The sequence below is a fragment of the Alteromonas sp. G4i35 genome (assembly GCF_054960375.1).
In genome coordinates, this window is the sequence record NZ_JBHNZD010000001.1 from 173,913 (window position 1) to 187,809 (window position 13,897).

The 13,897-nt window shown below is 45.5% G+C and carries 10 protein-coding genes; 7 read left to right on the forward strand and 3 right to left on the reverse strand.

Annotated elements, in window-relative coordinates; genetic code table 11:
- The first annotated feature begins 82 nt into the window (after positions 1–82).
- The 7 genes from ACFI6L_RS00730 to ACFI6L_RS00760 all read left to right on the forward strand — a co-directional run bounded on the left by ACFI6L_RS00730 (position 83) and on the right by ACFI6L_RS00760 (position 7,973).
- Positions 83–2,731, forward strand: a complete 2,649-nt coding sequence (locus ACFI6L_RS00730; RefSeq protein WP_462573230.1) for a TonB-dependent receptor domain-containing protein — start codon at positions 83–85, stop codon at positions 2,729–2,731.
- Positions 2,732–2,907: 176 nt separating this feature from the next.
- Positions 2,908–3,666, forward strand: a complete 759-nt coding sequence (locus tag ACFI6L_RS00735) for a DUF3450 domain-containing protein (protein WP_014948287.1) — start codon at positions 2,908–2,910, stop codon at positions 3,664–3,666.
- 13 nt (positions 3,667–3,679) lie between these two features.
- A complete protein-coding gene (locus tag ACFI6L_RS00740; protein ID WP_462573231.1) occupies positions 3,680–5,044 on the forward strand; it encodes a MotA/TolQ/ExbB proton channel family protein in 1,365 nt (454 codons plus the stop codon).
- A gap of 2 nt (positions 5,045–5,046) precedes the next feature.
- Positions 5,047–5,565 carry a MotA/TolQ/ExbB proton channel family protein gene (locus ACFI6L_RS00745; protein WP_012517279.1) on the forward strand — a complete coding sequence of 173 codons (519 nt, stop codon included), beginning with the start codon at positions 5,047–5,049 and terminating at the stop codon, positions 5,563–5,565.
- Positions 5,566–5,597: 32 nt separating this feature from the next.
- Positions 5,598–6,005, forward strand: a complete 408-nt coding sequence (locus ACFI6L_RS00750) for an ExbD/TolR family protein (RefSeq protein ID WP_071817097.1) — start codon at positions 5,598–5,600, stop codon at positions 6,003–6,005.
- A gap of 3 nt (positions 6,006–6,008) precedes the next feature.
- Complete coding sequence (locus ACFI6L_RS00755) at positions 6,009–6,617, forward strand: energy transducer TonB (RefSeq protein WP_014948290.1); 609 nt, start codon at positions 6,009–6,011, stop codon at positions 6,615–6,617.
- 6 nt (positions 6,618–6,623) lie between these two features.
- Complete coding sequence (locus ACFI6L_RS00760; protein ID WP_014948291.1) at positions 6,624–7,973, forward strand: tetratricopeptide repeat protein; 1,350 nt, start codon at positions 6,624–6,626, stop codon at positions 7,971–7,973.
- A 57-nt stretch (positions 7,974–8,030) separates the two neighbouring features.
- On the opposite strand, the gene ACFI6L_RS00765 is transcribed toward ACFI6L_RS00760, so the two are convergent.
- From ACFI6L_RS00765 to ACFI6L_RS00775, 3 genes are all read right to left on the reverse strand, one after another.
- A complete protein-coding gene (locus tag ACFI6L_RS00765; protein ID WP_014997336.1) occupies positions 8,031–9,131 on the reverse strand; it encodes a response regulator in 1,101 nt (366 codons plus the stop codon).
- Positions 9,124–12,003: an ATP-binding protein gene (locus ACFI6L_RS00770; protein WP_462573232.1), complete on the reverse strand. Its 2,880-nt coding sequence runs from the start codon at positions 12,001–12,003 to the stop codon at positions 9,124–9,126. Before ACFI6L_RS00770 ends, ACFI6L_RS00765 begins: the two co-directional genes overlap by 8 nt.
- A 245-nt stretch (positions 12,004–12,248) precedes the next feature.
- The gene (locus ACFI6L_RS00775; protein ID WP_014948293.1) at positions 12,249–13,817 is read right to left on the reverse strand and encodes an AMP-binding protein; all 1,569 of its coding nucleotides are present in this window, start codon (positions 13,815–13,817) and stop codon (positions 12,249–12,251) included.
- Positions 13,818–13,897 lie beyond the last annotated feature (80 nt).

The following is a 13,897-nucleotide window of genomic DNA, read 5'->3' on the forward strand; positions in this document are numbered from 1 at the left end:
TTGCAAAAGTGGCGCACTTGCTTTTAAGTTTGTAAAACACGAATAATTTTCGTGAAAGTATTCCTTTCTAAAGAGGTTCATCATGAACAGACCTGCTAACAGGTTTCTTCTAAAGCCCATTAGCTTAGCCGTTGCAGCAAGCATTTTGTTTCCAACGACTATAGCCAACGCTCAATCAAACGAAGAAGAAGTGATTGAGGAAGTTGTCGCTACCGGTACGCGCTTAAAAGGTACCGCGACAGCAGTAATGGAAGAACGTAAAAATCAAGCCTTCGTAGCTGATATCATGGGTGCTGAGCAGATTGCTCGTACTGGTGACAGTGATGCTGCGGGTGCACTTCGCCGTGTAACTGGTCTAACGCTGGTAGATGGTCGTTTCATCTACGTACGTGGTCTTGGTGAGCGTTACTCATCAACACAATTAAACGGCGCAATCGTGCCAAGCCCAGATCCAACGCGTAATGTAATCCCTCTCGACTTGTTCCCGTCGAGCATTATCGAAAGCCTTGCGGTTCAGAAATCGTATTCACCGTCTATGCCTGCTGCTTTCGGTGGTGGTAACGTAAATATCCGATTGAAATCTATACCTACACAGCGTGTTTTCAACGTATCAGCTGCGGTTGGTATCGATACGGAAAACTCTGGTGACGTGTTAGATTATGCTGGTGGTGGTCGCGATTGGACAGGTGAAGACGACGGTACACGCGCCGCTTCTGCTGCTATTCAAGAACGTTGGGATTCAAAGAACTTTCTAGACGACCTAGAGCCCGAGGAAGCGCTAGAGTTGTTCAAGGGCGTTAACAGAGAATATGGGCTTGAGAGAGAATCAGCTGACCCTGATATGCGCGTTAACGTTACCTATGGTGACAGTTATGACTACGATGAAGACTGGCGCTTCGGCTTCCTAGTGACTTCACGTTACTCAGCACAAACCCGTTCATCAGAAGAATACGAACTACAAGATCCTGACTTAGTCGGCGATGACATTATCAATGTACGCTTCTTTGACGATATTCAGGGTACTGAGCAAACGGTAACTTGGTCTTCACTATTAACACTAGGCGTAGACTATAATCGTCAACATCGTATTGATTACAGCCTTATCGTATTAAACGATACCCGTGATGAAATTCGCGAAATGTTTGGTAATACTGAAAACTTGAACCAAGCAGAAGGCTTGCGTATCCGCGATATCGACGTTCAGTACGAAGAGCGATCGCTTTATACCAATCAGCTTAAAGGCCAGCATACAATCCCAGAGCTTAATTTCATGGGGATTGATTGGACTTACTCGTTGGGGCGCTCTGTACGTCACGCACCGGGCAACTTCAACGCGCGTTTCGTAATGGAAGACGTGAACCAAGACGGCATCTTTGACGATGAAAACGAAATCTTCTTATCAGATGCACAGACTGCGGCACGTTACACCTTCCAAGATCTTCACGATCGTTTGGAAAACTTTGGCTATAACGTCACTTACCCAATGTCTTTTGGTAAGTGGGAAACCGAGTACAAAGTAGGTGCAAGCTTCGTAACCAAAACACGTACTGCCGAAAACCGCCGCTTTGACATTAATACACTTGGTGTTGAAGACCGTTCAATCCTAGACGGTAACGACTTTAGCGAAATCTTCAGTGACGATGTGTTAGACACGCTATCATTGTCTAGTCGCCCACTGATTCGTGATACAACCATTGCGGGTGATGATTACGTAGCAGGTCAAAAAATCGATGCTTACTATTTAGAAGCTGATTTCTTCTATGACAACAAGTGGCGTTTCACTGGTGGTGCACGTTATGAAGACTTCCGTCAAGTAGTGGCGCCATTAGATCCTCGTACTAACCAGTTCGATTTGAGCGACGAGGCTGACCGTTCTCAATTGGCGTTTCAAGAAGATGGATTTTATCCAGCGCTAGCTGTGACTTACTTCTTAGAAGACGACATGCAGCTAAGAGCGAGCATTGGCCAAACGGTAGTTCGCCCTGATCTTCGTGAAGTATCATCAGCGACTTACCTAGACCCACTAACTAACTTCCCAATCGCGGGCACGCCGGGTGTAAGTACAACGGATATCATTAACTATGATTTACGTTGGGAATGGTATCGTGAAGCAGGCAATAACCTATCGGTAGGCTTATTCTACAAAGACATGGAAGCGCCAATCGAATCGGTACAGTCTCCGGCTCAGGATGGCCCTCCGCTTATTCGTATTGCAAATGCTGAGTCTGGTGAAGTTTACGGTGTTGAAGTTGAATTCCTACAAGACTTAGCCTTCATTGGCGATGGTATTTGGGACAACTTGTTTACCACAGGTAACATCACTGTCAGTGATTCTGAAATCGTATTAGATCGTCAGAATATCGTTGAGCAAACTGGTGTTTCTGCGGCAATTACTAATGTTGAGCGCCGAATGACCGGCCACTCTCAGTATGTACTTAACATGCAGTTGGGTTACGACTCAGATAACGGTGAACACTCTGCGTCACTTGTCTATAACGTGTTCGGAGAGCGTATTCTAATTCCGGGTATTGACGGTTTCGATGATAACTTCGAGCAACCATTTCATTCACTTGATATGGTTTACAAGTACTATCCAGACTTTAATAGCACTGTCACATTACGTGTTCAGAATATCCTAGGCGAAGATCGTGAAATTGAGTTTAACGATACGCTGCTTAGGTCAGAAACAAGGGGTACAGGTATAAGGTTGTCATTCAAATACGACTTCTAAACCTGAACTTATTTGAAAGGCCGCTAATCAGCGGCCTTTTTTATGCGATAAAGATGACACTTTTGGTCTATTTATGACAGTTCCGTAATAAAACTGTCACAGAAAACTCCTATCCTACGCGCAGAAATTTATAGTCGGATACAACCGATTTCTTTTAACTTTAAAGGTTTGAATGTATGAAGCTTATCAATGCCTTGCTTGTGGCAGGTGCGCTAGCAGCGACACCCGTGCTTGCACAAGACGATGAAGTCTTAAAACCCGTTGTCGATGAGGCAGCGAAAATAAACGAGTCAGCGGCGAAATCGCAAGAAAAGATTAACGGTATTACCGACCAAATTGACAGCAAACTTCAACAGTTCAAAACATTGATGAAAGAAATCGAAGGCCTTGAGGTTTATAACACTCAGCTTCGTAAGCAAATCAATAACCAAGAACAAGAAATGGCAGACCTAAATGCTGCTATCGATGAAGTGTCTGTCGTCGAGCGTCAAATCACGCCACTAATGATGCGCATGATTGACGGCCTAGAGCAGTTTGTTGCGCTAGACGTACCATTCCTTCCAGAAGAGCGCGCAAATCGCGTTGCAGACCTTCGCGCTATGATGGACCGTGCCGACGTTGCTGCGTCTGAGAAATTCCGCCGCGTAATGGAAGCGTATCAAGTAGAGATGGACTACGGCCGCACTATGGAAGCGTACAGCGGTATTCATTCAATTAACGGTCAAGAGCGTGACGTTGAATTCCTACGCCTTGGTCGCACAGCGCTAATTTATCAAACACGTGATGCAAGCATGCAGGGTGTTTGGAACAAGCAAACTCGTCAGTGGGAAGAGCTTGATAGCAGCTACCGTACACAAATTACAAAAGGTCTGCGCATGGCGAAGAAGCAACTTGCACCAGACTTGCTAATGCTGCCAGTGGCAATTACAGACTAAGAGGTTGATGAGAATGTTTAACACAGTAAAACGTATCGCTGTTGGTCTAGCAGCCCTTAGCATCAGCGTTGGTGCTTTCGCACAAAGCGACCGTGCCATGGACTTAGACGCACTTCTTAAGCAACTAGAAGAAGGTCAGTTCGCACAGTCACAGCAAAACAAACAGCGCGAGCGTGATTTCCAAGCGCAACGTGCAGAGCAAGATCGCATTCTTCGCGAAACGCGTGAAAAGCGCGATCAAATGCTTGCACAATCAGAGCAGCTTGAAACTCAGTTCGAAGAAAACGAATTCAAACTGGCTGACTTAAACGGTGCACTAGACACGCGTCTAGGTTCATTAAAAGAGCTATTCGGTGTGCTGCAGCAAATCGCTGGCGACACCAAAAACAAATTCTATAACTCGGTTATTTCTGCTCAAATTCAAGGCCGTTCAGAGTTCCTTGACCAAATGGCACAAGATATGGGTTCAAGCTCAAAACTTGCTTCAATTGAAGAGATTGAGCGCGTGTGGTTTGAAATGCAGCGTGAAATGACTGAATCAGGCAAGGTGACTACCTTTACCACTGACGTTGTTGAAGCAGGCGGCGAGAAAGTGAACAAGTCTGTTGTACGTGTAGGTCCGTTCGCGCTAGTTGCCGACGGTAAATACCTAGACTACAACGGCGTGACCGGCACAGTGTCTGAACTAGTACGTCAGCCTGCTGACCGTTACAACGATTCTGCGGCAGAGCTTCAAGCATCAAATGGCGAGTTAGTTCAATTCGGTATCGATCCAACAGGTGGTTCTATCCTAGGTCTTCTTGTTCAAGCGCCTAATCTTAAAGAGCGTGTAGAGCAGGGCGGTGTTGTAGGTTATATCATTCTTATCGTTGGTGCATTCGGTCTTCTACTTGCCCTTGAGCGTCTTGTAACGCTGACGCTTATTCGCATGAAAGTGAACAAACAGCTTAAGAGCAAAGAAGTAAACACAAACAACCCGCTTGGCCGTGTACTTAAAGTACGTGACGAGCACCCAGACGCCGACGTTGAAGCACTTGAACTTCACCTTACAGAAGCGATTTTGGGCGAAGTGCCTAAGTTAGGTCGTAACCTAACTATCATTAAGATTATCTCTGTTGTAGCACCGCTTATGGGTCTGCTAGGTACGGTAACCGGTATGATCAACACCTTCCAGGCTATCACCTTGTTTGGTACGGGTGACCCGAAACTGATGGCAGGTGGTATTTCAACAGCACTTGTAACAACAGTACTAGGTCTAGTTGTAGCGATTCCAATGACACTGCTTTATGCAATGCTTAACACACGTTCTAAGAACATTGTGTATATCCTACAAGAACAGGCGTCTGGCGTAATTGCAGAGCGCGCTGAGCGAGGCTAATCATGATCGAGTTTCTAGAAGCAATTCGCGATTTCACAGAAACAGGTGGCCAGGTTCTCCTGGTCATCGGTCTGCTGATATTCGTTATGTGGCTTTTGATCCTCGAGCGTGCGATGTATCTGATGGTTTGGCACAAGCAAGCCAAGAAAGAAGCGATAGCAATGTGGACAGCACGTGCCGATCGCTCTTCTTGGTTCGCTGAGCAAGTTCGTCAGAAAACGATTTCACAGTTAACCATGCGCCTAAACGGCAGCATCCCAATTATCCAGTCACTGGTTGCGCTTTGTCCGCTGCTAGGCTTGATGGGAACGGTTACCGGTATGATTGAAGTGTTCGATGTAATGGCGATTGCGGGCTCAGGTAATGCTCGTTCAATGGCGTCAGGTGTATCGAAAGCCACTATCCCCACAATGGCGGGCATGGTTGGCGCACTTTCAGGCGTATTCGCCGCTACCTGGTTAACTCGTATGGTGAAATCAGAACGCACGCATCTTGAGGATGCATTGATTATTCAACGTTAATGCTAGCTAAGCGTTAAGGTAAGGTATTTATTATGAAGCAGCACTTTCAAAACTTAGTCGATGAAGAAGAAGCAGCCATCGACATGACGCCCATGCTGGACGTTGTATTTATCATGTTGATCTTCTTCATTGTGACTGCGTCATTTGTGAAAGAAGCGGGTATCGATGTTAACCGTCCAGAAGCAGCAACTGCTGTGAAAAAGGACCGCGCTAATATCCTTATCGCTATTTCAGATAAAGGCGAAATTTGGATTAACAAACGCCGCATTGACGTTCGCGCTGTGCAAGCGAACATTGAGCGCTTACACGCTGAAAACCCTCAGGGTACTGTTGTGATTCAGGCCGATAAGAAGGCTACAACAGAAACCTTGATTAAGGTTATGGACGCGTCGCGAGCCGCTGGCGTTTACGATGTTTCGATTGCAGCCCAAGAGCAATAAATCATGCCACGATATTTAATCGCATTTGTTATTTCCCTTGCGATCACGTTAGGCCTATTCTTCTTGATGCAATCGCTTATCAAGATGGGTGGCAGCGCACTAACTGAGCCGCCTAAGGGAAGCGTGCTTGACTTCGTAAGGGTTAAGCAGGATGAACAGGTTGAGAAAAAAGATCGTAAGCCGAAGAAACCACCTAAGCCTGAAGAGCCGCCACCGCAAATGGAGCAACCTCAAATGGACTCACCTTCTCCAGATGCAGAAGGTACGTCGATGGACTTTGGTGCTGAAGTCGGAGACGACATCTCGCTAGAAGGCGGGTTGGCCCTCGAATCCGGTGACGGTGAATATCTTCCTATTGTTAAGGTTGCGCCAGTGTATCCACGACGTGCACTTCAACGGGGTATTGAAGGTTTCGTTATTGTTGAATTTACAGTAACTAAACAAGGTGCAGTACGCGACCCAATTGTTGTTGAAGCTAACCCTTCAGGTATTTTTGAACAAGCGGCTATTGATGCGGCAATGAAGTTCAAATATAAGCCTCGAGTGGTAAATGGCGAAGCAACGGAAGTGTCTGGTGTACAAAACCGTATTACGTTCCAAATTGACGGGTAACAGAACATGATGAGAAAACAGACGAATACATTGCTTAGTGCACTGGCGTTTGCATTTGCATCGGCCACAGTATCTGTACCTACTATGTTCATTGCTTCTAACGCTACAGCGCAAGAGGCTGAGCAGCAAGATGGACAAGAGATAAAAGCTAGTGATAAGCAAACCCGTCGCGTGCCTACGCTTCGCGGTAAAGTCTACGAGCAGCTAGCCCGTGCACAAACGGCAGCTGATGAAGCGGGCAATGTAGAAGAAGCTATTTCCATTTTGAAAGAAGTGGAAGATAAGTCTCATTCTATGAACGCCTACGAAAAAGCGATGATGTACAACTTTTTCGGCTTCATTTATTACAACAACGAAGACTATGCAAAAGCGTTGGAGTCGTTTGCCAAGGTAGTAGAGCAACAGCCTATTCCTGAAAAGTTCGAAATGACTACACTTTTCAGTTTGGCGCAGCTTAACCTTATGCAGGGTAATTACGACGATACCATCACTTACTTAGAGCGTTGGGAAAGTCTTAATGCGGGCCCTGTGCCGGTGAAAAACAAAGTCATCAAGGCTCAAGCGTACTATCAGAATAAACAGTACGAGCAAGCCGCAACGTGGATTTCTGAAGCCGTTGCCGATCACGAAGCGGAAGGCATGATCCCTGACGAAGGTTGGTTAATACTACAGCGTGCTATTTTCTATGAACTCAAGCAGCCTCAAAAGGTTAAAGACGTTCTGGTTAAAATGGTGAAGCTATTTGACGAGCCTAAGTATTGGATCCAGCTAGCGGGTATGTACGGTGAGCTAGGAGAAGAGCGCAAGCAGTTGGCTATTATGGAAACCGCCTATCAGCGCGGGTTCGTTAATACATCCGCTGATGTGTTTAACATGGCGCAGCTTTATTACTATCATCGCGTACCTTACAAAGGTGCTAAGTTGATGGAGCAGGCGATGAACGACGGCGTGCTAGAGAAAAACTTGCGCAACCTTAAGTTCTTAGGCCAAAGCTGGTCACTTGCTAAAGAGCAAGACAAAGCCATTCCCGTTATGATGCAAGCGGCTGAACTGTCTGAAGACGGTGAGTTAGATGCACAGTTAGCGCAAATTCTTCTTAATGAAGAGCGTTTCGACGATGCAATTGCTGCGGCAGACCGAGCGGTTGAAAAGGGCGATTTGAGAAACCCTGGTTTGGTTTACCTGATTAAAGGCATGGCACTTTACAACAAGAAGCAATATGCCCTTGCGCTTAATCAGCTAGCTGAAGCAGAAAAGCATCAGAAAAGTCGAGCCATGGCACAGCAATGGAAGCAGTTTGTGCAGGGCGAAAAGCGTCAGGCAGACGCCATTGCAGCTGAGCTAGGTACAAGTTAAGTATCGTACTTTCGTTAATACATCATTTAAAAGGGTCGAATAATATTCGACCCTTTTTTATGCGCTAGGGAAAAGTACTTGAGGCAATAAGTCAGACACCGAGGCCATCTTTCCTTCTGCCTCTAACTGGTTCCAATAGCGTTTGGTTTCTAAAACCTCTTCCTTTATTGAAAGAAAGCAGTCGACCAATACGGGATCAAAGTGCTGGCCTGAACCTCGTTTAAGATGATCAAAAGCATCATCGTCAGCCCACGCTTTTTTATAAGGCCTTTTCATTGTAAGGGCGTCGAAAACATCGGCGATAGCTACTATACGTGCACTTTCAGGTATCGCCTCTTCCTTTAATCCTTGTGGGTAGCCTGTGCCATCCCACTTTTCGTGATGACATAAAGCAATCTCGGCTGCGAGGTTAAAGAGCGGGGTATCACATTGAGACAGTATTCTGTGCCCTATTTCAGCATGGGAGCGCATAACCTCCATTTCGCTCAAAGATAATCGCCGAGGTGCTTTTAATATTGCGTCTGCAATACCTATTTTGCCTGTGTCATGCATTGGAGCAGCTTGCGCGAGCAGGCACGCTTTTTCGAAAGGCCAACCGTGAGCCAGAGCAAGACATTGGCTGTAAGCTGCCATCCGCCAAATATGATGACCGGTGTCGGTATCATTGTAATGACCAGCGGCAGCTAGCATGCTGATTGCACTTTGTTGGCTTTTACTTAGTTCCTTAGTACGCGCCGCTACAAGGTTTTCAGCCGTCCGCATTTGATGGGCTAAACTAATGTGGGTTTTAACGCGAGCGAGGGTGATACTAGGTGATACGGGTTTGGTTATGTAGTCTACTGCACCAAGTTTGAAACCTTTTTCTTCGTCCTCTCCTTGAGTTAAGGCTGTAACGAAAATAACAGGTATATGGCTAAGCGCCTCGTTAGCTTTGAGTTTTTTACATACCTCAAACCCGTCCATACCGGGCATCATTATATCTAACAATATAAGGTCGGGAGTAAACTGCTGGGTAATCTTAAGTGCTATTGTTCCCGAAGGCGCAACCTTTACATCATAGTAAGGGCCTAAAATGCCTAATAGAATATCGATATTTGCGGGCTCATCATCAACCACTAATATGCTAAACCTATGTGCTTCATTACGTTGATTATTCATCGGTAATATCGCCTATCAGTTGCGTAATAACCGCTTGAGCACTTTCGAAATCGTAAATGGTAGCAAGCTGTTTCAATCGGTTAATCTTATGTGCATAGACCGACTCGCTGTAATTGGCTGCCAATACGTTGATGTATTCAACCGCTTTCGCGTCATAAGATTGAAGCGCCTGCTCAACGTTGCGTAGGGTCGATAGCATGGAGGATTTATCGAAGTTAGTACCGTTTTGATGGATATTGTCGGTGTCGTTCTTATCGATAGTGTGAGCAATTAGGCGTAGCGTTGCATCTAGCTGAAACGATAAGTTTGTTACGTGTCTTGCATTAACAGCTTCATTTCTCTCTTGTGCTTCTATAAGAGGAAGCAGGCTTTGCTCAAGCGTTGTGGCGCCAATAAGCTGAGCATCTTCAAGCAGAGAGGTTAACAATTTCGACGTGTACGTCTGTGTATGAAAAATATCGAGCAAGTCAGACATAACACCACGCTGGCTGTAGGTTTTATAAAATGTTAGCAGCGACGAGATAAACTGGCTCATTTCGTCCGGAGGGTTTATTTCAATGTAACCTGAATGTATGTGAATATCGATGGTATGAACGATTTCATCCGCGGTTGCGGGTTTGACTAAGTGTTGACACATACCGGCGGTAAGCGCGCTTTCAGAAGCCTCCCGAGACTCATCGGCACTAAGCGCAATAATTGGCGTATACCAATCTTTTTTCTGGGTAAGTTGTTCTGCAACTTCATAGCCCGATATGCCGGGTAAGTAGCAATCCAAGAGTATAGCGTCAAATTTGCTCATTTCGCATAACGCAAGTGCCTGCTCACCCGATGAAGCAACAGCAACATTAATACCTAGATCAGAAAGTATTTGCTGGCTAATCTCTACACTAATTGCGTCGTCATCTACCACAAGCACATGTTTGTTTAAAAGGCGCCTGGTTCGCCATTTTCGACTTTCAAGGCCTTCTAGTGTCCGTTTACTGAGTGATAGTTGAGCTGGAGATAGTGTTGAAATAAGTTCTGTGTCGGTAAACGGAAGCTCAATGATATTTATATTTTGAACAAGGGCACTTCCCATTCGCTTTTGCACGTCTTGCTTGTTGAGGGGACTGATTAATGTAGTAAGGTTTAACGACTGATATTCACCAAACTGCATGTGTTTAATGAAGCTATTCCAGCTTTGCTCGTCATCCGGTAAAAAAGCGATAGTTTGAGAGGCTTTACTCGGCAATAGCCCTTCAACCTGGTCGATTATTTGGCAGTGAATGTTATGTCTGTTCAATGTTGCCGCAAGTATTTCGCATCCTTGGCTCACGCTTTCGTGTGTTTGAATGCACAGTACATTGTCGGGAACCGATACGGGAAGTTGAGGGCCTGTACCAGGGCCTTCATCAGAACAGACAGGCAATGCAAAAGAAAAACAGCTTCCCTTGTCTACCTCGCTTTCCAAGGTTAAGTCACCACCCATCAGTTCAACCAGACGCTTACATATCGCAAGGCCAAGGCCGGTTCCCCCATACTCTCTGGAAATGGATGCATCAGCCTGAACAAAGGCTTTGAAAAGTTTTGATTTTACATGCTCACTGATACCCATACCGGTATCGGAAACACTGAATGCTAATTGATTTTCGCGCTTTTCAACCGTCAGTATTATGTGGCCGCTGGCGGTAAATTTTATAGCATTACTTAAAAGGTTGAGCAGTACTTGGTATATCTTTTCGCTGTCGCCACGGCATTGCAAATTAGTATGGCACCGAATATCAAAAAGCAACTGAAGCTGTTTTTGTTGCGCCTTTACTTGAAAGACTTGAGCGAGTTTATCGATGGTTTTTGTTAAGGTGAAGGGCTCATCAACTATCTCTATTTTATCTGCTTCCACTTTAGAAAAATCGAGAATGCTATTCATCAGGTCTAACAATGCTGTAGAGCTACGCTGCACTTTTTCTAAATATTGCTGACGTTGCTCATTGTCGGTGGATTCTAGGGCAAGGTGAGTGAGGCCGATAATGGCGTTCATCGGTGTTCTTATTTCATGGCTCATTGTGGCAAGGAAGTCGCTTTTTGCCTTGTTAGCACTTTGGGCTTCGTCATAAGCCTTTTGGAGTTTTTGTTCAATGGCTTTTTGACCGCTTATGTCGTTAAATACGCCCACGTGTCCATCGGGCTTTCCTTCTTTATCGAGCAGAGGAACCGCAACAATAGATATGGGAAAAAGGCGGCCCCGTTTATCGGTGAAGAAGTCTTCATAAGACGTGTAAGACTGACCGCTTCGGATAGTGAGGTTAACTGGACATTGCTCTCTAGGAAGGAGAGTTCCATCCCCTTTTTGATAATGGACCGTGTCGTGGAAACGTCGGCCTTGTAATTCGTCAAGCGACCACCCTAATAATCGCGAGGCAGCGGGATTGAGAAACTGTGTTGTACCTTCACCGTTTACGGCATACACACCCTCGCCGATGCTATCAGTGATACTTCGATAGAACGCGCGCCCTTCGGAAAGTCTCGTCTCTAATCGCTTTTGTTCTGATATATCGGTGGCAATAGCAATTAGGTGGTCTACCCGCGGCGGTGACTTAATGACGGGAACCAGAGTGGCAAATACGTACCAAGGTTCGCCCAACTTAGTCAGACTATGTACTTCGCCTTGCCAGGTTTGGCCTTGAGATAGCGAAACAAAAATATCTGATTTTTCCTGCTCGGACATATTGGTAATATCGAATGCGGAGATATTTTCCCCAATTATCTCGTCAATTGAAAAACCAGATAGTTGGCTGCACTTGTCATTAGCGCTTAGAATTTTACCGTTTACGTCCATTGTCGCAACAATGCCGTGTTTATCCATGGCCTGCCGCTGTAAAAGCTGCGCGCTCATGTGAACTCTCCTACAACAATGTTGAATTGCAGGACAGAACGACGGCTAGTTTTGACAGACAATGTCATAAATTGCATATGTGCAACAAAAGTGAATGGGGTATAGATAAGTTATAGTCTGTACCGCGCTTATTTCCAATGAAATCAGATTATCCTTTGGTAGCAATAACCTGATTTTTCAATGGAAAACGCGTAAAACTAGGTATTAAGCGCCGCGCTGAATGTGCGGCGCAAGTGGGGGAGTCATTAGGCCGAACGAAGCTCTCTACGTAGAATTTTTCCGACGGTAGATTTTGGTAGCTCGTCAAGTATCGTGATCGACTTAGGGATCTTGTAATTTGTGAGGTGCTGTTTACAAAAATCAATGACGTCTTGTGTCGATACATCGCTTGAAACAGTAATAAATGCACACACTCGCTCACCGGTCTTTTCATCGGGTTTACCCACAACTGCGGCTTCCATCACGCTAGGGTGAGTTGTAAGTACATCTTCAATCTCGTTCGGATAGACATTAAAGCCAGAGACAATAATCATATCTTTTAAACGATCTACAATTTTAATTGCCCCAGATTCGGTGCGAATGCCAATGTCCCCGGTTTTAAAGAAGCCATCTTGGGTCATGACTTTGGCAGTTTCGTCGTCTCGGTTCCAATAACCCAGCATAACCTGAGGTCCGCGAACTGCAATTTGCCCCGACTCACCATCGGCCACCGGCTTATCATGGCTATCCAGTAACGCAACTTCAGTGCCTTCTAGTTCGTGCCCCACCGTGCCGATCTCTTCTTTACCTGGAATGTTAAAAGATACAACTGGCGCAGTTTCTGATAGCCCATAGCCCTCGGTGATGGTGTTCCCGGTTACGTCTCGCCAAATAGATACTGCGGCTTGAGTAAGTGCGGTGCCGCCAGACATTGTGAGGTGTAATTTAGAAAAGTCTAACTTTGCAAATTCAGGGTGTCTCCCAAGACCAACAAACAAGGTGTTGATCCCCATGAATGCTGAAATTTTATGGGGCTTGAGTGTTTGAATGAAACCGTCGATATCCCGTGGATTGGGTATAAGAATTATCTGAGTACCTTTGGCAAAGAGCGCCATCATTCCAACCGTAAATGCATAAATATGATAAAGCGGTAATGGGCATACCAACACTTCTTCACCATCTTTGAAGCCCTCACCAATACGGTCGAGCATTTGGATGCAGTTAGCTAAAACGTTTTTATTACTTAAGGCTGCGCCCTTCGATACCCCTGTAGTACCACCGGTGTATTGCAACATGGCGAGTTCATCTAGAGCAATAGAAGGACGTTCAAATGCAGGCAGTGTATTGCCTAGCTCCACTGCTTGTGTGAATGAAACCGTACCATCGAGATTTGGTGCAGTGTTAGGGTCTAAAAGCTCTGTTGCCGATGTGGTGATAACGGTTTCGATACTAGTATCATCTTTTATGCTTGTGAATTTGGGGAGCAAATCACCCAGAATAACCAGAGCTTTCGCGCCACTATCAGTGAACTGGTGCTTCATCTCGCGTTCGGTATAAAGCGGGTTTGTATTTACTACAACAAGGCCTGCGCGTAAGGCAGCATAAACAACAATAGGGTTTTGAATTAAATTAGGAAGTTGTATGGCGACTTTGGTACCAGGAGACAATTTAGCTTCGTGAACAAAGTAGCGGGCTAACGCTGATGACTTACGGTCTATCTCGGCAAATGTAAGTGTTTGTCCAAGCGCCGTATACGCTGGCCTGTCGGCAAATTTTTGCAAAACGCTTTCAATATAATCGGCTAAGCAGGTCACGTTATCAGGATAAGTTATCATGTTGCTTGTTCCTAGTAGGGCAAAGTAAGTAGGGTGTTTATGCCTTACAGTAGCAAACTTAACTTTTCATTTACATCAGG